The 20,313-nt window shown below is 61.7% G+C and carries 17 protein-coding genes, 2 tRNA genes and 1 riboswitch; of the genes, 4 read left to right on the top strand and 15 right to left on the bottom strand.

Going from position 1 to position 20,313, the window contains the following annotated elements; translation table 11 throughout:
* Nucleotides 1–213: 213 nt before the first annotated feature.
* Nucleotides 214–413, bottom strand: a riboswitch (FMN riboswitch).
* Nucleotides 414–1,725: 1,312 nt separating this feature from the next.
* The 13 genes from fabF to AB8E48_RS03045 form a co-directional block, all read right to left on the bottom strand.
* A complete protein-coding gene (gene fabF, locus AB8E48_RS03105; protein ID WP_297606769.1) occupies nt 1,726–2,997 on the bottom strand; it encodes a beta-ketoacyl-ACP synthase II in 1,272 nt (423 codons plus the stop codon).
* Between the two features lie 250 nt (nt 2,998–3,247).
* The gene (locus tag AB8E48_RS03100; protein ID WP_005507475.1) at nt 3,248–3,490 is read right to left on the bottom strand and encodes an acyl carrier protein; all 243 of its coding nucleotides are present in this window, start codon (nt 3,488–3,490) and stop codon (nt 3,248–3,250) included.
* A 204-nt stretch (nt 3,491–3,694) separates the two neighbouring features.
* The gene (locus AB8E48_RS03095; protein ID WP_368885722.1) at nt 3,695–4,720 is read right to left on the bottom strand and encodes a beta-ketoacyl-ACP synthase III; all 1,026 of its coding nucleotides are present in this window, start codon (nt 4,718–4,720) and stop codon (nt 3,695–3,697) included.
* Nucleotides 4,721–4,836: 116 nt separating this feature from the next.
* Nucleotides 4,837–5,736, bottom strand: coding sequence for an ACP S-malonyltransferase (locus AB8E48_RS03090; RefSeq protein ID WP_070830661.1), 900 nt, complete (start codon nt 5,734–5,736; stop codon nt 4,837–4,839).
* A 310-nt stretch (nt 5,737–6,046) separates the two neighbouring features.
* Nucleotides 6,047–7,150, bottom strand: a complete 1,104-nt coding sequence (locus tag AB8E48_RS03085) for a tyrosine recombinase XerC (protein WP_368885721.1) — start codon at nt 7,148–7,150, stop codon at nt 6,047–6,049.
* 154 nt (nt 7,151–7,304) lie between these two features.
* On the bottom strand, nt 7,305–8,960 hold the full coding sequence (gene dprA, locus AB8E48_RS03080) for a DNA-processing protein DprA (RefSeq protein WP_368885720.1): 1,656 nt from the start codon (nt 8,958–8,960) through the stop codon (nt 7,305–7,307).
* 120 nt (nt 8,961–9,080) lie between these two features.
* On the bottom strand, nt 9,081–10,619 hold the full coding sequence (locus tag AB8E48_RS03075) for a YifB family Mg chelatase-like AAA ATPase (RefSeq protein WP_368885719.1): 1,539 nt from the start codon (nt 10,617–10,619) through the stop codon (nt 9,081–9,083).
* Nucleotides 10,619–11,074 (bottom strand): YraN family protein, encoded by a 456-nt coding sequence (locus AB8E48_RS03070; RefSeq protein WP_368885718.1) that lies wholly within the window; start codon nt 11,072–11,074, stop codon nt 10,619–10,621. Before AB8E48_RS03070 ends, AB8E48_RS03075 begins: the two co-directional genes overlap by 1 nt.
* 325 nt (nt 11,075–11,399) lie before the next feature.
* Nucleotides 11,400–11,726, bottom strand: a complete 327-nt coding sequence (locus tag AB8E48_RS03065; protein ID WP_368885717.1) for a DUF2469 domain-containing protein — start codon at nt 11,724–11,726, stop codon at nt 11,400–11,402.
* A gap of 78 nt (nt 11,727–11,804) precedes the next feature.
* Nucleotides 11,805–12,617 carry a ribonuclease HII gene (locus AB8E48_RS03060; protein ID WP_368885716.1) on the bottom strand — a complete coding sequence of 271 codons (813 nt, stop codon included), beginning with the start codon at nt 12,615–12,617 and terminating at the stop codon, nt 11,805–11,807.
* 15 nt (nt 12,618–12,632) lie between these two features.
* Nucleotides 12,633–13,766, bottom strand: coding sequence for a signal peptidase I (gene lepB / locus AB8E48_RS03055; RefSeq protein WP_368885715.1), 1,134 nt, complete (start codon nt 13,764–13,766; stop codon nt 12,633–12,635).
* 223 nt (nt 13,767–13,989) lie between these two features.
* On the bottom strand, nt 13,990–14,337 hold the full coding sequence (gene rplS / locus AB8E48_RS03050; protein ID WP_012903660.1) for a 50S ribosomal protein L19: 348 nt from the start codon (nt 14,335–14,337) through the stop codon (nt 13,990–13,992).
* 217 nt (nt 14,338–14,554) lie between these two features.
* Nucleotides 14,555–15,091, bottom strand: a complete 537-nt coding sequence (locus AB8E48_RS03045) for a single-stranded DNA-binding protein (protein ID WP_368885714.1) — start codon at nt 15,089–15,091, stop codon at nt 14,555–14,557.
* Nucleotides 15,092–15,489: 398 nt separating this feature from the next.
* Between AB8E48_RS03045 and AB8E48_RS03040 the strand changes: the two genes are divergently transcribed.
* Nucleotides 15,490–16,389 (top strand): HNH endonuclease family protein, encoded by a 900-nt coding sequence (locus AB8E48_RS03040; protein ID WP_368885713.1) that lies wholly within the window; start codon nt 15,490–15,492, stop codon nt 16,387–16,389.
* A 119-nt stretch (nt 16,390–16,508) separates the two neighbouring features.
* On the opposite strand, the gene AB8E48_RS03035 is transcribed toward AB8E48_RS03040, so the two are convergent.
* Together AB8E48_RS03035 and mptB are read right to left on the bottom strand one after the other, a co-directional pair.
* A tRNA-Arg gene (locus tag AB8E48_RS03035) sits at nt 16,509–16,584 on the bottom strand.
* 107 nt (nt 16,585–16,691) lie between these two features.
* Complete coding sequence (mptB, locus tag AB8E48_RS03030) at nt 16,692–18,365, bottom strand: polyprenol phosphomannose-dependent alpha 1,6 mannosyltransferase MptB (RefSeq protein ID WP_368885712.1); 1,674 nt, start codon at nt 18,363–18,365, stop codon at nt 16,692–16,694.
* Nucleotides 18,366–18,595: 230 nt separating this feature from the next.
* Between mptB and orn the strand changes: the two genes are divergently transcribed.
* The 3 genes from orn to def all read left to right on the top strand — a co-directional run bounded on the left by orn (nt 18,596) and on the right by def (nt 20,250).
* A complete protein-coding gene (orn, locus tag AB8E48_RS03025; protein WP_368885711.1) occupies nt 18,596–19,282 on the top strand; it encodes an oligoribonuclease in 687 nt (228 codons plus the stop codon).
* Nucleotides 19,283–19,388: 106 nt separating this feature from the next.
* A tRNA-His gene (locus AB8E48_RS03020) sits at nt 19,389–19,461 on the top strand.
* A gap of 216 nt (nt 19,462–19,677) precedes the next feature.
* A complete protein-coding gene (gene def / locus AB8E48_RS03015; RefSeq protein ID WP_049334074.1) occupies nt 19,678–20,250 on the top strand; it encodes a peptide deformylase in 573 nt (190 codons plus the stop codon).
* Nucleotides 20,251–20,313 lie beyond the last annotated feature (63 nt).

Raw genomic sequence — 20,313 nt, 5'->3', positions numbered from 1 at the left:
TGAAATCAGCCGACTGCGACTGAGGGGAATAACGTACCGGCACCTCCGAGGTGCCTCTCCCCTGTCTCACAGAAAGCTGATGCTCTGCCAAGAAACCGCTCTCTCAGCAACGGCTCTCTCAGCAACAGTTCTCTCAAGTAACCGAGTCGCGTGCACTCTGCCAGCTACCCCGGTTTTCGGGAGGTTCGGCGGAGTGCGCTCCTGCCTTTTTCTGCTCGTGCTACCTTCCATCCAGACTGTACTGTCGGCACCGGATTTTCACCGGTTCGGCCTCTCTTGCGGGCGGGCGTCTCTAGCGGAGTCTTGGCATCCTGTGCGGATGCGAAGATTCGTACGATTTTTTGCCTGCCTGCGAGAGCGGTTCGCGGGCTGTGACCGCCGGTTCGGAATTTCACCGACCCCGGAGCACGATGTTGATATTGATTATGCCACAGCGCACGCCGGGGGTTTAATTTGTTTTCTCTGGGATAACTTACGTGACAAGATGACGTTTTGTGACTGCATCCTGAGCATGCCTTCAAGCCCCACTATGCAACTCCTCTCTGCAACCACTCGCGGGACCGCTTCGGAACCCAATTCTTCATTTTTTCGGGGTCGATTTATCACGGTTTCATAACGGTGGAGAGCACCAAACAGACCAAAGAGTTACGGAGGCCTCCAGGGGGTTACTCAGGGCACATTGAACACCCGTCAATACCTTTATGACAAGGAATTATAACAATAAGGTTAAATTATTGGTTTAAGGTTTACTCTAGGGGTGATTTAAGGTTATTCTTATCTACAGGAGCTCCCATCACCGATAAACCGGTTCCGTTGAGAGCTACATGATTCGGACCATCCGAGCACTCACATCAAACCCTTAAGCTTCTGCCATTTGAAGCTGGAAAACTGGCCCGCGGACTGCATTCCCGAGTATGGTTTTCACGCAGCATCTGCGTCCCCTATTTGCGCAGCAATGCGGCACATGATGTTGATGTGCTTCACCATCGGGAGGCAACCACACCGAATTATTTTCTCGACGGAACCGGCGTGGGAGCTCTTCCGAATAAACTTCCGGAAGATCGCACGGCGTGCCCCTTTGTGTGGGGTGTTGTGTGTGTCAAACGGTCATAAGCTCCCGTTCTTCTGTCGTCGCCTACCGTGGTGCGCGATGGAGGTTGCGGGAACCTTGCGGGATGGTTGATCCCGCGCGCTCTGCATTGTCTTGTGGAGTGTGGTGTGTTTGGGTGGCGTATTCGCAGTGCCGGAGCGAATACGCCACCCGTTTTTAACGTCTAAAACGGGGGCACCCCAAACTCAGGTGAGCTGCGCACGAAACTCAGCCCCAGACCAGCCCTACTCAATCCAAATTTTGGCGAGCTGACCGAATGCCCTAACCCGGTACCAAGCATCTATATCTACTCCCCCGAGGGGTGGGCGACCTAGAGGGCGTACCGGACACGCGACGGGGCTCCCTCCTCAAGGCGGCTGGGCTATTTGAAGGTTAGAGCACCGAAGAGGGGGCACTCCCCCGCTTCGTGTGTTCTGGTCGTCTTCTCAAAACAACTAACCCACAGAAACAGGGTCGCCCGCGATAGCTAACTATCACAGGCGACCCTGTTTGTTACCAAACCTCTAGAGGGTGCGTCGGTAATGCGTGGCGGGGGCTCCGTCCTCGAAGCGCCCCCAGGCGCTGAAGAGGGGACACTCCCCCGCTAGCATTATCCGACGTACCTTTTTACGGGATTAGTCCTCTACGGAGCGGAATGCCACAACAGCGTTGTGACCGCCGAAACCGAAGGAGTTCGACAGTGCCACAATTTCGCCGGCGGGCAGCTCGCGTGCGTCGGTCACCACGTCCAGGTCAATCTGGGGGTCCTTGTTGTCCAGGTTGATGGTGCAGGGTGCGGTGCGGTGGTGCAGAGCCAGGACGGTCAGCACAGCCTCGAGGGCGCCCGCGCCACCGAGCAGGTGGCCGGTCATGGACTTGGTTGCGGAGACGGCGATGTTCTTGGTGTGCTCGCCGAAGGTTTCGTGCATTGCGGTTGCTTCGGGCAGGTCACCGGCGGGGGTGCTGGTGGCGTGCGCGTTGATGTGCACGACGGTCTTCGGGTCGATGTTGCCGTCTTCGAGGGCTTCGCGCAGTGCGCGGGTTGCGCCGAGTGCTGCGGGGTCCGGTGCGGTGATGTGGTAGGAGTCGGCGGAGACGCCGGTGCCTGCCAGTTCCGCGTAGACGCGTGCGCCGCGTGCCTTGGCGTGCTCTTCGGATTCGAGGATGAGTGCTGCTGCGCCTTCACCCATGACGAAGCCGTCGCGGTCGACGTCGTAGGGGCGGGATGCCTTTTCGGGTTCGTCGTTGCGGGAGGAGAGTGCCTGCATCTTGGCGAATGCTGCCATGGGCAGGGGGTGGATTGCTGCTTCGGCGCCGCCGACGATGACGACGTCTGCCTTGCCGCTGCGAATCATTTCGGCGCCGAGCTGCATGGCTTCGGTGGAGGATGCGCATGCGGAGACGACGGTCTGTGCTGCGGCGCGTGCCTTGAGGTTCATGGAGACGGCTGCTGCGTTGCCGTTGGGCATGAGCATGGGCACGGTCATGGGCAGGACGCGGCGGGGGCCCTTTTCGCGGAGGGTGTCCCATGCGTCGAGGAGGGTCCATACGCCACCGATACCGGTACCGAATGCAACACCGGTGCGTTCGGGGTCGACTTCTTCTGCGGATTCGGCGTCGGGGCCGGAGAATCCTGCGTCTTCCCATGCTTCGCGTGCGGCGATGAGGGCGAGCTGGCCCGAGGGATCCAGGCGCTTTGCTTCTACCTTGGTGAGGCGGCCGGATTCGAGGGCGGGCACAGCGAGCTGGCCTGCAATGTATACGGGAAGGTCGTATTCCTTAACCCAGGGGTAGTCGAGGGTGGATACACCAGATACGCCCTTGGTTGCGTTTTCCCAGGTGGTGGGGACGTCGCCGCCAATGGGGGTGGTCGCGCCGAGGCCGGTCACCAGCACTTTTCGAGACATTGTGGCACTTTCTCTTCGGTGGTCGATTTGGTGGTTTATCCGGTGGTGTGTGGATAAAAACCTGTAGGGCCCGGGGTTGCGCGGTGCGCGTTTTTACGCGGAGAGACGCTGTCGTTGCGCCCTGTCTGTTCCGCGCCGTGTATTCCGCGCGGGTTCCGCTTTGTGTTCCCGGGGTGTGTTGGGCTGTTGGGTGAATAGCGATGCGGCGCGGGCCGGTGAGAGCCCGCGCCGCCTCGTTATTAGCTATAGCTTAGGCAGCGTTCGCGATGAACTCGACTGCGTCGCCAACGGTCTTGAGGTTCTTGACCTCTTCGTCCGGGATGGTCACCTCGAACTTCTCCTCAGCGTTCACGACGATGGTCATCATCGAGATGGAGTCGATGTCCAGGTCCTCGGTGAAGGACTTGTCCAGCTGAACGTCCTCAACCTCAACGCCGGTCTCTTCGTTAACGATTTCTGCCAGACCTGCGAGGATCTCTTCCTTGTTAGCCATTCAGGGGCTCCTTTGTTGTTTCGATGGTCATCGCACCCGCCGGGTGGGGGTACGCGTGCATTACCGAGTTTATCGTGTCTGCGTGGTGTACGCATGCGTCAACTCGGAGTTAATGGGGATGCTTTCCCGCTTTATTTTCTTTCTCGTGCACCGGCGCTGTGCCGGTTGTGAGGGGCGGGGAGCATCGGGCTCCGGTGGTTTCCTTTAGGGAAGGACGACTACCTGAGCTGCGAATGCCAGGCCGGCACCGAAGCCAATCTGCAGGGCGAACTTGCCGGAGAGTTCCGGGTTCTCCTTGAGCAGGCGGTGTGCGGCGAGGGGGACCGATGCGGCGGAGGTGTTACCGGCATCGACGATGTCGCGTGCCACTGCCACCGTGTCGGGAAGCTTGAGGGTCTTGACCATCTGGTCAATGATGCGGGCGTTTGCCTGGTGCGGGATGAGCGCGCCGAGTTCGTCGGGGGTGATGCCGGCGGTTTCGAGTGCCTGCTTGGCGACCTTCGCCATTTCCCATACTGCCCAGCGGAAGACGGAGGGGCCGTCCTGACGCAGGGTGGGCCAGATCTTTTCGCCTTCCTGCACGGGGTTTGCAATGAAGTCGCGGTTGCGGATGTCCAGCAGGGAGCGGTCCATGCCGACGGTGCCCCAGCGGGAGCCGTCCGAACCCCAAACGGTCGGTGCGATGCCCGGCTCGTCGGAGACGCCTACGACTGCTGCGCCTGCGCCGTCGCCGAGCAGGAAGGAGATGGTGCGTTCGGTGTTGTCGATGAAGTCGGAGAGCTTCTCAACGCCGATGACCAGCACATGCTTTGCGGTACCCGCGCGGACGAGGGCGTCTGCCTGGGCGATGCCGTAGCAGAAACCTGCACACGCTGCGGAGATGTCGTATGCGGGGCACTTGGAACCGATTGCGTCGGCGACCAGGGTTGCCAGGGAGGGGGTTGCGTAGGGGTGCGAGATGGTCGAGATGATGACCGCCTCAATGTCCTCGCCAGCTACGCCGGATGCTTCGAGGGCGTCCTTTGCGGCGCCGATGGCAAGGTCGGCTACCGACTGGTTTTCGCTGGCGCGGTGGCGGGTTGCGATGCCGGTGCGCTGCTTAATCCATTCGTCGGAGGAGTCAATCGCCTCGACAATGTCATCGTTGGGGACGATGACCTCGCCGCGGGCTGCGCCGTAACCGAGGATGCGGGAGTAGCGGTTGATTTCGTACTGCTTGAGGGTAGTCACGTATTCAATCCTTAGTGCTGATGCTTGCAAGGCGGTGTGTGCCTCGCATGTCTAAAGTGCATGTCTAGTGTGAAGGGTTCCCGGTACTGGGAGGGCGGGGTGCTCTCCCCCGGCGTTTAGCCCTTCAGCGAGGCAAGATCCTCGGGAGTGTTGATGGAGGTGCCAGGCACGCCGCGCATCGCACGCTTTGCCAGGCCGACCAGGGTGCCTGCGGGGGCGACCTCGATAATGCCGGCGACTTCACGCTCGAGCAGGGTTGCCATGCACAGGTCCCAGCGGACGGGGCTGGTGACCTGGGAGACGAGGGTCTTGACGAACTCTTCACCGGACGCCACGGCGGAACCGTCGCGGTTGGTCAGCAGTGCGGAGGTCGGGTCGGAGACCTTCAGGGATGCGGCGAACTCTTCCAGGGCGGGCACGGCGGGTGCCATTGCCTCGGTGTGGAATGCGCCGGCAACCTTCAGGGGGATGACGCGAGCGCGTGCGGGCGGGTTCGCGGCGAATGCTTCGATGGCGGGGATGGGGCCTGCGGCTACGATCTGGCCGCCGCCGTTGGAGTTTGCGGCAACGAGGCCTGCTGCCTCGATTGCTTCGCGGACGTTTTCTTCAACGCCGCCGAGTACTGCAGCCATGCCGGTCGGGGAGGCGGCCGCCGCCTCCGCCATGCCGTTGGCGCGCACGCGCACGAAACGCATTGCATCTTCGTCGCTGAGCACACCGGCGAGGGCTGCTGCGGTGATTTCGCCGACGGAGTGACCCGCGAAGATGAGCTCTTCACCGTCGAGTTCGCGCAGTGCGAGGCGGCCGGTGACGATGCCTGCAGCCACGATGAGGGGCTGGGCGATGGCGGTGTCCTTGATGGTTTCTTCTTCGGCTTCGGTGCCGTAGTGAATCAGGTCGATGCCTGCCGCTTCGGAGAGTCGTTCCAGGTGCTCACGCACACCTTCAATCTCGAGCCAGGGGCTCAGGAAGCCCTTCTTCTGGGAGCCCTGTCCGGGGCAAACGAGTGCGCGCATGCGGTGCGACCTTTCTGGTTTTTAGTACTCGTACACGTGCCTCCGTAGAGACGGAGACCACGGCTAGTCTGTTACCTATGCTACCTTGTTCAGCCGCTTTGTATAAACATCGCAGTGCAGAAATTCGGGGCGCACTGGGAGTTTAGGCGGTGGTTGAACAGTGTATAGCTTAGATTGAACTCACCCATTCGTACAACCCGGACGGGCAAGGTTCAAATAGAGAGACATTAGCGGCGGCGTTCAGAGCTTCATTCACAGCGGTGACCAGAGCACTCCCCCGCACTAGGCGGCGGCCCCCCGGGCGCGAAACCTATGCTCGAGGATGCGCCCGCGCGTACGTCTCCGCCAAACGCTTCATCGACACGTGCGTGTAAATCTGCGTGGTCGCCAACGACGAATGGCCCAGCAGCTCCTGTACCGAACGAATATCGGCGCCACCATCGACCAGGTGAGTCGCCGCCGAATGACGCAAAACGTGCGCACCCGACGCCTGAGTGTTCTCCACCGTGCGCAGCAGGCGGGTCAGGTCCTCACGAATCTGACGGGCATTCGCACGCCCACCGCGAGGACCAATAAACAGCGCCGTCACGCCCTGGGCCCCTTCCGGAATCCACTGCGGACGACCGTACGAAACCCAACGATTCAACGCCTTGAGCGCCGGAGTACCCAGCGGAACCACACGCTCCTTATTGCCCTTGCCCAGCACGCGCACCGTCTTATTCGCCCGGTCCACGCTCTGCAAATCCAGGCCGGTCAACTCAGAAATACGCATGCCAGAGGCGTATAGCACCTCAACCACAGCCTCCAAGCGTAGCAGGCGCGCATCACGAGGATCCTGCGCCCGACGCTCCTGCAGGGTTGCCAGCAGCTGGTTCATCTGCTCGCGGCTCAGCACCGGCGGCAGATGGCTCTCCCGCTTGGGGGTGCGCATACCGCGCGTGGGGTTGGCGTGCACCAGCTCCTCCTCCTGAGCCCAGGTGAAGAACGTGCGCAGGGTCGAGCCGCGGCGCGCCACCGTAGAACGAGCCGCCTGCCGCAGATGCAACGAACCCAGCCACTCACGAATCAGGGACGCATCAATGCTGTCCAGATGCCGCACACCGCGGCGCGCCATATAGCCGAAGAAGCCCTCCAAATCGGAAATATAGGAGCGGATTGTCTCTTCGGAACGGTGCTTCTCATAGCGCAGAAAACGCTCAAAACGGTCCAGGACTGGGCGGAATACCTCACCGGAAACACCCAGCGCAGAATCAGGTAGAACAGAGCCGGGTAGGGCGGAGCTCTCTACTTGCTCCGGCGCAAGCGTGCGGGTGTAGGTCACCGGCAGGGTCGTGGAGGGAGCCTCGTCCCGGTATTCCTCGCGGTTCTCGTTCCGGTTTTCAGCTCGGTTTTCGGGCTGGCGGGCGGGGGTCATGCGTCCCTCCTTTCGTACTTTCTCGGTGCGCCTATCGATGATGCGGCGGCAGGGGTAGGCGGCGGGGTAGGCTCCGCTCCAGTACGCGCAAGCCTACCCCAATTGTAGAGAGGTTCCGCGCTCTCTACGTGCCGCCCCGTCATCAGGAAGAACCCTACGCCGCAACCGCCGGGCGGACCTTCCTCCAACTCGTTCCGCTACTCTCCGCAAGACCGCAGCGGCCCAGGTGGAACAGGTCAGCCATCACGTCGCGAGCGCTCAACCCGAGGGCTGCGGCAATCTCGTCCACGCCGCGGTAGGAGCGCGGGCTCAAATCGTCCCAGACCCTACCCTGTCGTTCGGTCAGCTCATCCAGCGCCGTCGAGGATGCAGCAGATGCCGGATCCCACTCGCTCTCATGTTCGGTACCCAGCTCGAAACCGGCGGCGGCATCGTATTCGAGGATGTCGGCGGCTTCGGTGAGCGTTTGCGCTAGTCCATCGCGTAGCAGACGGTTCGTACCCACCGAATTCGGCGAATTAATCTGCCCCGGAACAGCCCAGAGCGTACGCCCAATCTCCATCGCGTGACGAGCCGTATTCAGGGCACCGGAACGCCAGCGCGCCTCCACCACAATGGTGTGCCGCGCCAACGCCGCAATCAGGCGGTTACGCTCCAGAAAACGCCAACGCGTGGGGGTGTTACCCACGCTCACCTCGCTCATGATGAGCCCGCGGTCAACAATCATGTTCAGCGCATCCGAGTTCTGCGCCGGGTAGAGCCGGTCCAACCCACCCGCCATGAAGGCGATGGTCGACAGGTCGCTGCCCTGCTGGGTCAGCGCCGCCCGATGCGCCGCAATATCAATACCCATCGCACCACCAGAAATCACCGTGTACCCGCGACGCGCCAGCTCGGCGGCGAGGTGGGTCGTCGCCTCCGTGCCGTAGATGCTCGGGTCACGCGAACCAACCAGCGCAACGCTCGGGGTAGCCGCCAAATCCAGCAGGTGCCGCGAATCGCCCCTGCACCACAGCCCGTACGGTCGGGCGGGCCCCAAATCGTTCAGCTGCGGTGGCCACAGCGGATCGGCAGGAGTGACCAGCCACGCCCCGCAGGTTGCCGCCATGTGCGCCTCCGCGTTCAGGGTACGTTCCATTCGGCGGTTCCAGCGCAGGCGGCGGGTCGCGAGCGCCTTGCCGAACTTATCGCGGCTCAGCTGATGCTCACCCGGCGTGTAGTAGCCATTCGCACTGGAAAACAGGGCGGACTCCCCCTCGGCGGGTACACCCACCGAGTGCAGAAATTTGCTCAGATGCTCATCCGGTTCGCCGTGCTCCCAGGTATGCTCATCCGGGATGTGCCCGGTCAGCAGGTAGTGCAGGGTCAGCGGCGCTCCCAGGGTGGTGAGGGATTCAACCACGAGCTCATCGGCGGGTTCGGCGTAGCGCATCAGCTGGGCGGTGCAGCAGCGGATGTACTCGCGGCACGCCGCCTCAAGCTCCTCCGCGCTGAGGGCGGGGTTGAACAGGGGCGCGGGCTCAGAGCTGGTGGAGGCTGTTCCCGCCGCGGGATCGGGGTGCTCGCCCTGTAGCTCCTCCCCCAGCTGTTCCTGCTGGTTCATTTCTTCCAAGTACACCGGGTTCAGGCAGGAGGCGAGGAACCCAGGCAGGCGCGCCGCGTTATACGGGCTCGGCGAAGGCTCCTGCCCCAGCGACAGAATATGCGCCACCCTCTCACGCACCAGGGCATGCCGATCCAGGGTGCGACCGGGCAGGCGAACCTGCAGTTCCTCCTGTACAAAATCTTCCGCCGCGCTTTCTTCTGGCACAGCGTTTCTCAGCTCGGCATCTCTGACTTGCTTCTGCCTTTTCTTCTCACTCATGATGTTTTTCTCCTTTCGTCAGTGATTCGTTCTCGTTAACGCGTCGGTGTTCACTGCTCCGGCACACTATTTCAGCTGCCCCTGCTGCCTCAAAAAGAGCGCCACATCCAGGTGCTCCCGGCTCGGGTAGGCGGCACCCTCCAAATCGGCGAGAGTCCAGGCGATACGCAGCACCCGGTCATAGCCGCGAGCCGTCAGCGTGCCCCGATCCACGGCGGCGTTCAGCTCGCCGGTGAGCTTCGCATCCAAACGCAGCGGACCACGCAGAATCTTGCCGTTCATCTCCGCATTCGTCTTCAACCCGTACGGTTCCAGGCGCTCACGCTGAGCCTGCCGTGCCTCCATGACGCGCTCACGAATCTGCGCCGAACTCTCGTTCACCTGACCGCCCGCAAGCTCCGTGGACGACACTTTCGGAACCGTCACATTCACGTCAATACGGTCCACCAGCGGGCCGGACAGCCGCCCAAAATAGGCGCGACGCTCACGCGGGGCACACGTGCACTCCGTACCGGTGCCCACGTTCATGCCGCAGGGGCACGGGTTCGCCGCCAGAATCAGCTGAAAACGCGCCGGGTACGTCGCCGATGCGCTCGAACGGTCCAGGGTCACGGTCCCCGATTCCAGGGGCTGGCGCAGCGAATCAAGCACCGTGCGTTTGAACTCGGGCGCCTCGTCCAGAAAGAGCACGCCGCGGTGCGCTTTAGACACACAGCCGGGGCGGGGAATGCCGCTGCCGCCACCCAGAATCGCCGGCGCGGAGGCGCTATGATGCGGCGCCTCAAACGGTGGCTGACGCACCAGCTCGCTCAGGTGCTCCCCCGCTGAGCAGAGGGACCGAATCGCGGTCACCTCCATCGCGGCATCGTTGTCGAGGGTCGGAAGGATGCTCGGCAGGCGCTCCGCCAGCATGGTTTTACCCGAACCGGGCGGGCCGGTCAGCAACATGTGGTGGCCGCCCGCAGCGGCAATTTCCAGGGCGAAACGCCCCTGCGACTGGCCGGCAACATCGCTCATATCCGAGGGAATTTCAGCCGGTTTCACCGTCGGTGCGCTCACCTCCGTCTGCGGGACGGGCGGGTAGGTCAGCTTCTGGCTCTCCGCGCCGAGAGCGGCAAAAACCTCCGCCAAGCAGCGGAAACCGCTCACCTGCGCGCCGGGGATGAGTGCCGCCTCCTCAGCATTTTCGGCGGGCACAATCACGCGGTGGTGACCGGCGTCCACGGCGGCTTTGACCGCGGGCAGGATGCCCGGCACGGGGCGTAGGGTTCCGTCCAGGCCCAGCTCGCCCAGGAAGACGCTATCGCCGCTGGGGTGCAGTTTCTTCTCAGCCTGCAGCGCCGCAACCACGATGGCAAGGTCGAATGCCGAGCCGCGTTTGGGCAGGGTCGCCGGGGTCAGGTTCACGGTGAGCCGGTGCTGAGTGAGGGTGATGCCGGTGTTCTTCGCCGCGGAGCGCACACGCTCTTTGGACTCGTTGAGGGCGGTGTCCGGCAGGCCCAGTAGCACGAAGCCGGGCAGGCCCTGCGAAATGTCCGCCTCAACGTCAACAATGTGCCCGCGCAAGCCAACCAGCGCCACGGAATAGGTGCGTGCGAATCCCATTACGCCACCGCCTTCAGGTGCTCGAAGGTGAAGGTTTCGCAGGTTCCGGTCACCGCAATTGCGTCGATGCGAAAGCGCGGAAAATCCAGGTTTTCACGCAGACGGCACCAGAGAATCGCCAGGGAGCGCGTGCGGCGCGCCTTGTCGCGGTCAATGGAGGCGAACGGGTGCCCAAAGTCTTCGCTGCTGCGGGTCTTGACCTCAACGAACACCAGCTCATCCTCGGGGTCAATAGCGATCAGGTCGAGCTCCCCGCGGATCTGTTCATGTTCCAGTCCGGCGGGCGGTCGCCAATTCCTCTCCAGGATGCGGTAGCCGTTCACCTCCAGGATGCGGGCGGTCAGTTCCTCACCCCAACGCCCGACGCTGTGGGCGCGGGGCAGGGCGTTCTGAGGCTGGGTTCTGCGGGGCGCGCTTCGGGTTGCGGCGCGGGCTGTTATTCGGGCTGTTGTCATGGGTCTCTCCCCTAAGTAGATAGCGGTTGTGCTTCTACTGTGCCCGCCGCGCGCGTGCCCGAACGCGGTTAACGAAAAACTGTGGATAACCTCGGCTTCCAGAAGGAATTAGAGGTTATCCACAGTCGTTTATTTGAAATTTTGGGGCATATTTTTCAAAAATACCGCCCGTGCGCCGATTCGGCACGTCATATTTGCGCAGGTTCGTCGCCTAGTTCTGCGCGCACTTTCATCACTCAGTCCCGCCGCCCGGCAACCCGGCGCCAGCGCGCCTACCCGCGGTTGCACTCGGTTACCCCCGGCGAGGCATTGAATCAGCGTTGAACTAGGCGTTGAAGTCCGGTATTTCCGGCACGGTGAATTCCTGGTTGGGCAGGCGCTCCTCCACGTTCACGTCACGCACCGAGTAGGCGTGCACCTTCTTCACAAAGCGGTTGGAGCGGAACACGTCCCACACCCACACGTCGCTCATACTCACCTCAAAGTAGAGGGTGCCGTCCTGCACGTGCGGGGTGACGTCCACCTGGTTTGCCAGGTAGAAGCGTCGGTCGGTTTCTACCGCGTAGCTAAAGAGCGACATGACGTCTTTGTATTCGCGGTAGAGCGCCATTTGGGCGTCGGTCTCGTAGTTTTCGAGGTCTTCTGCGCTCACTACTCTTCCTTTCCTGGGCTTTCTTAGTACTGATTCAGCGGTAGCATGCGGGCTCACGAGGGTGCCGCGTCCTGCGCCTTAGCCGCGTTGTGCCGCCGCAGCCTCAATCTGCTCGGCGGTCGCCGGAAGCGACCATGACAGTCGATGCTGCGGGCTGGGGCCCTGCACGCTAATCGCCTCGCGGTGAGCGGCGGATCCGTAGCCCTTGTTCTTTGCCCAACCGTACCCCGGGTAGCGGGTATCCAGCTGGACCATCAGCTCGTCACGTTCCACCTTCGCAACCACCGATGCGGCGGCGATGGAGGCGCACTTATAGTCACCCTTAATGACCATGGTTACGGGCATCTGCGCGGGCTCACCTGCGCTTTCCCATGCCTGGGCGAGTAGTGCGTTGTAGTGTGCCTGCGCCGGATCCGGCGCCAACGCGCTGAACAGGTCTTCCTGCGGAGGGGTGAACCAGTCGTGCTTACCGTCCAGCAGGGCGGCGTCGGCACGGTATCCGCGGCGCGCCAACTCGGCGAGCGCACGCTGGGCGGCAAGCCTCAGCGAGAGGGTCATGCCGAGCCGGTCAATATCAGCCGGTTCCACGTGCCCGACCGCCACGGCGCACCACTGGCGAATCTCGGGAACCATGGATTCGCGGCGTGCCGGTGAGAGCGCCTTGGAGTCAATCAGCCCGCCCACCTCGAGGGTGGCGTCCGGGGTGAGGATTGCGACGCCCACGGTGACCGGGCCCGCCATGGAGCCGCGGCCCACCTCGTCGATTCCGGCAACCGTGCGGGCACCGGAGGCGAAGAGCTTCTGCTCGTATTCGAGGTCGGCTGCGGGCGGGGTTGCCTTCGCGGGCTTAGTCTTCGCGGGTTTCGTTGCGCTCTTCTGGGCGCTCGCCATCATTCCCAAGCTCGCTTACTCGCTCGGGGTGGAGGTCGGTGCGGGAACCGAGGAGAATACGGAGCTCTCGTCGGTCAGCAGGCCGAAGTGGTTCAGCGGCCACGCCACGACGAACACGTTGCCCTGCACGTCGTCCTTGGAGATGAACGCGGTGCCGTCGCTAATGTGGTAGCGGGAGTCGGCGGAGTTGCTGCGGTGGTCACCCATCACGAAGTACTTACCGGCGGGCACGGTCACCTTGAAGGGGACCTCCGAGGGGGTGTTGCCGGGGTACAGGTAGGGTTCGTTAATCTCTACGCCGTTGACCTTGATCTTACCGTTGCCGTCGCTTTCGACCACGTCACCGGGGGTGCCGATAACGCGCTTGACCAGGAAGTTCGAGGAAGTATCCGGCAGAATACCCGCGAAGGACAGGGCGTCCTTGAGCGGGCTGCTGGTCTTCTGGGTGGAGGGAATCCAGCCCTGAGAGTCCTTGAAGACGATGACGTCGCCACGCTTGGGCTCGCTAAAGTAGGAGCCCGCCACGTTAATGAACACGCGGTCGTTAACCTGCAGGGTCTGCTCCATGGAGCCGGAGGGAATGTAGAAGCCGCGCAGCAGGAAGGTCTTCACCAGGAATGCGATGACCAGTGCGTACAGGATGACGGTGCCACCCTCGCGTGCCTGCACCCAGAACCATTCGCCGAGGCGGCCTTCTTCCTGCGCCTGGGAGTAGGTCAGCTCCGCCTGTTCGGCGCGCTTTGCCTTGCGGCGTTCCCTGGGGGTCATTTCGGAGAAGTCCTTGGTGGGCTCCACGTCTGCGGTAGTCTCCTCGTCGGTGGCTTCTTCGCGCTTAGTATTCTTCTTCGCGTCCTTCGCGGCGGCACCTGCGGAGGCGGCGCTCGCCTCGGCGCTAGCTACCACCTCGTGATCGCGCTCGGAGGTGCCCTTGGCGTCACTTTCGGTGGAAGAGGTAGCGCTCCAGGGGGCGGCCTTCTCGGTTGCCGCCTTTTCAGAGGTCAGGTTCTCTGCACCGCTCTTTTCTGCAGCTGCCTTTTCAGCGGCGAGGCGCGCAAAGTATTCTTCCATTTCGCGGCGCTCGCGGCGGCTTTGAGGCTGGTATCCCTCAGGGAAGGGGCTGGTGTTCGCAGTGTTCTTGTCGTCTGCCATGCTGGAGTGAGCCTTTCGTTTGAGAGATACCTAGCTCGAGTGAAACGGTACCTAGCTATTGTATCGAGAGTGTTTGCGCTCTTGGGCTTTTGTTTCCTGAGAGCGGCAAGGTTCTCAGAAACCGAGTCCTCAGAAACCGGGTCTCAGAATATGCAAAAACCGCTCCTTGCCCGCGGAATGCGGTTGGGGAGCGGTTTGCAACAGAATTCTGTATCTATAAAGATTAGAACTCGCGCTTCTCGCGGATACGAGCAGCCTTACCGTGGCGGTCGCGCATGTAGTACAGCTTTGCACGACGGACGTCACCGCGGGTTACCAGCTCGATCTTCTCGATGGAGGGAGAGTGAACCGGGAAGGTACGCTCAACACCAACGCCGAAGGAAACCTTGCGGACGGTGAAGGTCTCGCGAACGCCTGCACCCTGGCGGCCAACGACGAAGCCCTTGAAGACCTGGATACGGTGGTTCTTACCTTCAACGATCTTAACGTGAACGTTCAGGGTGTCACCGGGGCCGAATGCGGGGATGTCGTCACGGAGGGACTTCTTGTCGAGGAAGTCAAGAGTCTGCATAGTTGTAGATCTCCAGAGCCATCTGCCGCAGGTCAAATAGACTCAGATTGCTCTGCCCCACTGCGGGACAGAAAACTTGATGCTTCGGACAGGATTGGTGCCCGAAGGCTGACATCGTTGGTCGCTCTCCCCCCTGCGGCAGGGGCGTGCCCGATGTCAACACAATGCTCCATTATCCCAATGCACCCGCGTTTATGCAAGCATCCGGGGAGTACTTTTAGAAGGGGGGTTCGTCACTCTGCGCTTCCCCGCCCTGGGATGCACCGTTCTGCGCCGGAGCACCCGGAGGGGTCACGCCCGGTGCCTCCGCGTTCTGCTGGGGTGCGTGCGCAGGTGCATACAGCTGCGGCGCGCCCTGAGGCGTACCCTGCATGGCTCCCTCATTGACCGTACGCTTCTCCACGGTGCGGGCGAAGGTGCTCGTGCCGTAGTTCAGGTCGTGACCGATGCCGAGGGCGTCCACTTCTACCGTGGTGCCCTGCGTGCCGTCTTCGCGGTTCCAGCGGCTAATGCGCTGACGACCGCTCACAACCAGCGGCTGCCCCTTCTCAATGGAGGTGGCAATGTTCTGCGCGAGGCGGCGGTAGGCTTTCACGGTGTACCAGTTGGTGGTGCCTTCTTTCCAGGTGCCGGTGGCGTCCTGCCAGCGTGGGGTGCTGGCGAGGCGAAAGTTCACGACGGGCACCCCGTTGGGCAGGGTGCTCAGTGCCGGGTCGGAGGCGGTGAATCCGCGGATCAGGATGGTGTCGCTCATGGTTTCTCCTTAGAACTAGTGGGTGGGTTCCTTCAACCCTGCCAGGGCTGAGTCGAGCCCGCATCCGGCGGTTACCGGTTCTGTGGATAACCTCGCGTTTTGCGGTTTTGAGCACCACTTGTGGATAGATTTTTTGAACTTTTCGCCCTGTTTTTTCAAAATTTGCTCGCAAGTAGCGCACTCCCTGCAGAAATATGACGGCCGCTCCCCCACGGCTAAGACCCTCATCCCCACTCACCAAAACCTCCGCAACCCCCACCCCACCCGGCATGGTGACAGGTATCTCAGCATCGGGGCGGCTATTTTTGCCCTCAAGTTCACTATTTCAGCCCCGCGCCCTCTATCCTTGATGATGCGGTGCACTCAGCCGCGTCCCGTCTACCCGCCTTGGAGAACCCGTGAGCAAAAAGCCCGCGAACAACAACCTGCCCTCCCTGCAGGAACTTCAGCAGCTGCAGCGCAACCTGCCCAAGCTGCCCGATTCGATGGACCCGCAGAAGAAGCGCCTCATTTATGGTCTGCTCGCTGTGTTTGCCGTGATCGTGTTGATTATTGGTCTGGTCTACGTGAGTAAGAACGGCGTGGACGGCCTGCTCGGCTCCGATACGACAACTTCCGCCACCGACGAGGAAGAAACCAACGTCCAGACCGAAACCCTCGCCGAGGTCAAGAATCCCTACAAGGCGGTTGACCCCGCGACCGCGCTCGCACCGGATCTGGCGACCGCGAAGAGCGAACTGGCATCCCTGCAGGTGAAGGACCGTGCATCGAAGAACGGTTACTCTCGTGACCAGTTCGGCCCCGCCTGGGATGACGTTGACGGCAATAAGTGCAACACCCGCGACGATATTCTGCGCCGCGACCTGACCAATGTTCGTTTCAAGGTCAGGACCCACGCATGCACCGTTATCAGCGGCACTCTGGATGACCCGTACACCGGCAAGACCATCGAGTTCAAGCGCGGTAAGAAGACCTCCTCGGCTGTGCAGATCGACCACGTGGTTGCCCTGTCGAATGCTTGGCAGACCGGCGCGCAGGATTTGACCGCCGAGCAGCGCCGCCAGCTGGCAAACGACCCGGAGAACCTGCTCGCCGCGGACGGCCCGGCGAACCAGCAGAAGTCCGATGCGGACGCCTCCGAGTGGTTGCCGAGCAACACCGCCTACCGTTGCACCTACGTGGCTCGTCAGGTACATGTGAAGGCGAAGTACAAGCTGTGGGTAACCGCGGACGAGAAGAAGGTTATGGAGCGCGTCCTCAACTCCTGCAAGGACACCAACCCGACTAAGAAGAAATAGTCCCAACCAAGAAATAGCCTCCCGGCACCGCCTCCTTACGTACGGCGGCGCATAAACGTCAAAGCATAAAGAAAACCGCCCCGCACCCTGAGTTTAGGGTGCGGGGCGGTTTTCGTCTGTGGCGCCCCAGGAGGGAATCGAACCCCCGACCAAGAGATTAGAAGGCTCCTGCTCTATCCTCTGAGCTACTGAGGCCTTCCTCTAGGGTACATGAGAATTTATGCTTCTCATGCACCGCGCTTCTACAGGCGGAGGATGCTCCACTGGGCTACCCAGCCAGGCGGGCGCGTTAGGAGTTCACGCTAGGAGCCTATCTTGGCGGCTTCCCGTTCTGCTTTCTTCACCTCGCGGCGGCGTGCACGGCGGCTTGAGGCGCCGGGGAACAGCTGCCACCACAGGCGGATGGTGGTGCGGCGAATCTGCGTGGGGTGCAGGCTCACGTACACCAGGCGGCGGGTTGCCGGGTCGAGGGCGACCAGGTAGATGATGTAGCCCAGGCAGATGACGGTCGCGATGAGTCGGCCCATGTCCTGGTTGAAATCGCGCAGGTAGGGCGACACGTTCAGCTGGTCACTCACGCCATACGCCATGAAGAACAGCGTGGTGATGAAGTACCACATGAGCTGGAAGTGCGAGCGCAGGCCGGTTGCGGCGAGCATCGGGATCGCCCAGAGCAGGTACCAGGGCTGAATCATGGGGCTGCACAGGAGCATGAACAGGATGGCGAGGCCGGCGTGGCGCACGATGTTGCGGTCGCGTCCGACGAATGCCATTGCTACCGCACCGAGCATGCCGATGCCCTTGCCGACGGTCTCGATGAGCTTGCGGATGACCTCAAAGGCGTCGCCCTGAACGAATAGGGATGCGGCACCGATGACCAGGCCGAAGGGGGTGTACCAGATGTACTGGCCGCCGGTGGTGGACAGTGCCTTGATCCAGCCGAATTCCAGTCCGGTTGCCCAGCCCATAAGTGCCATTTCGGCGAGCAGCAGCACGCCGGAGAGCACCCAGAAGATGAACTTGCGCGGCCAGGAGGCGTTCTTACCCGCCCAGAGCAGACCCACGAAGGGCAGCACCACGAGGGCGAGCGGCTTGACGGCAACACCGAGGGCTATGAAGGTCACGCCGAGGGGTCCACCCCATCGGGTGTCGCGGTAACGCTTGGCGTAGTAGAGGCCGCCGAGCATGAACATGGTCATGAGCGAGTCGTTGTGGCCGCTGGCGATGAACGATGCGATGAACAGCGGGTTCGGGCCGATCTGCCAGAGGGCGCGGACCTGGTTGAAGCCGTGCGCCTTGGCGAGTTTTGCCACGTAGAAGAGAATGCCGATGACCGCGAGCACGGAGAGCAGGCGGAAGTAGAAGAGGGAGAGGTCGATGTTCTCCCCCGCCAGGCGCACAATCCACTCTTCGAGCTTGAGGGAGACCGGACCGTACGGCGGCGGGGATTCCGCCCACATGGGGTCCGCGCCGTTCTGCATGAAGTTCGAAATTTCGGAGACGCCGTGCTTGTACGGGTTGAGGCCGTGCGCCATGACCATGCCCTGACCGTAGTAGGAGAACATGTCGCGGCTGTAGATGGTGAACGCGAAGACCTGCGGCAGGGACCAACTGACGGTGACGGCAATCATCCACCGCATGGTGTTGGGTTCGTTCCAGTCGCCCATTTTCTGGTAGATGCGCAGCCATTCACGGCACATGATCATGGCGCCGAGGGCGAGCAGAATAATGCCGGTGATGACCCACGCGGCTTCGAATCGGATGGCGCGAATAATTTCGTAACGCCAGAAGTTGGAGCTGTCGGCGAGCCAGCCGACGGCGTAGGAGCCGAGGGTGACCATGATGGAGCCGATGGTGCCGATAATCAGCGTGCGCAGACGGTGATTATTGACGTAGTCCAAGAGTTTGGGTGAGAGAGGTGCGTCGTGTGCGCCGGGGGTGGTGAGCCGGTGTGCTAGCTCCTTTGGTGCGCGCATAACTCCCTTTCTGTCTGCATCGTCGTTCTGGTTTTTATCATACCCGAGCGGCTCTGAGCACCCGGCGGATTCACTGTTGCGGTAGAACTGGCGGACAAGGTGGCGAGCGCATGGGTGGGTACATCGGTGGGCGTGTCCGCTCCCCTATTTCTGGTCGGCTGAGCGTACTGCGTGTGCTTTTATGACAGGCGGAGAGGCTGGTCGGCGGCGTTTGGGGGTAGAGTGGGAGGGTGAGTATTTCTAGTGAACGTATTGTATGGATTGACTGCGAGATGACCGGCCTGGACGTGGAGAACGACGCTCTCGTCGAGGTGGGCGTTCTGGTCACGGATGCCGATTTGAACATTCTGGGTTCTGGCGTTGAGTTCGTCATTAAGCCCGGTGATGAGTCTCCTGCCGGTGCGCTGGAGAACATGAATGACTTTGTCCGTTCGATGCATGAGGCGTCGGGTCTGCTGCCCGATATTGAGCACGGCGTGTCGATGGATTACGCGCAGGAGCAGGTGCTTCGCTACATCAAGAAGTATGTTCCGGTGGCGGGCAAGGCGCAGCTGGGCGGCAACTCCGTGGGCATGGATAAGCGTTTCTTGGAGCGTTACATGCCCGAGGTCATGGCGCACCTTCACTATCGTGTGATTGATGTGTCGACCATTAAGGAGCTGGCGGCGCGCTGGTACCCGGCGGCTCGTCATAGCGCCCCGGCGAAGACCGGTAACCACCGCGCACTGGGTGATATCAAGGACTCGATTGATGAGTTGAAGTATTACCGCCGCGCTATTTTTGTGCCGCAGGGCCCGGATGCGATTGCTTCGGCGCAGATTGCGCGTGAGGTGGAGGCGGAGCGTGCCGCACGTGAGACTGCTGAGCGCGAAGCTGAGGCTTCCGTTTCTGAGGCGGCTGAGGCATCCGAGGCGTAAGCGTAACATGTAACGAGCATCACGGCTTTTCAACTTGGCAGGTTTCTGAATCTCCTGTACAGTAGTATCCGTTGCATATCGCAAGGGAAACCAAGCGAAGCACATGGTGGTCGTAGCTCAGTTGGCAGAGCGCCTGGTTGTGGTCCAGGAGGTCGCGGGTTCAACCCCCGTCGATCACCCCGATGGAAAGGGTCGTTATGGTTATCCGTAACGGCCCTTTCGCTTTACCCTCTGTTCGCGTTATCCCCTGTTCGGTTGCCCCGCACACGGTTTACCGGAATAGAGCTTTTACACCCGCACTTTAAACCAGCGAGCGGGAGCAGGGCACGCCCCGCATCCTCATGCGACAGGGGCACCCGGCAAGTTCCCGTTCAACACAAGCAAAGGATGATTCCGTGGCTATTCGCCCCATCGTTATTCACGGCAACCCCGTTCTGCACCGCCCCGCGGCACCCGTCACCGAGTTTAATGATGAGCTCAAGGAGCTCGTGGCTGACATGTACGAGACCATGGACGCATCCAACGGCGTGGGCCTGGCGGCACCGCAGATTGGTGTGGGCCTGCGCATCTTCACCTACAAGATGGAGAACGAGGACGGCGTGCCCCCGCGCGGTTGCATCATCAACCCGGTGCTGACCCTGGGCAAGATTTCCACCGCTGACCCGGACCCGTACGAAGAGGAAGAGGGCTGCCTGTCCTTCCCCGGTTACGGCTTCCCCCTCAAGCGCGCCGAGTGGGTGACCGTGAACGGCCTTGACGAGCACGGCAATCCCGTCCATTTTGAGGCAACCGGCTGGTTCGCACGCTGCATGCAGCACGAGACCGACCACCTGGACGGCAAACTGTACGTGAACCGCCTGAACAAGAAGTGGACCAGCAAGATGAAGAAGGTCGTGAAGAAGGAAGGCTGGACCGTCGACGGTAACTCGTGGATGCCCGGCGTAGATCCGGATCCCTTCGGCCACTAATCGCTGACTCACCCAAGTTTCAGATCCTCTCCAGCTTTTCGGCAGAGGACTCTTAGGCAGACC

The sequence above is a fragment of the Rothia mucilaginosa genome (assembly GCF_964211445.1).
GTDB classification, from domain to species: Bacteria; Actinomycetota; Actinomycetes; order Actinomycetales; family Micrococcaceae; genus Rothia; species Rothia mucilaginosa_E.
This window is presented reverse-complemented; position numbering and strand designations above follow the sequence as displayed.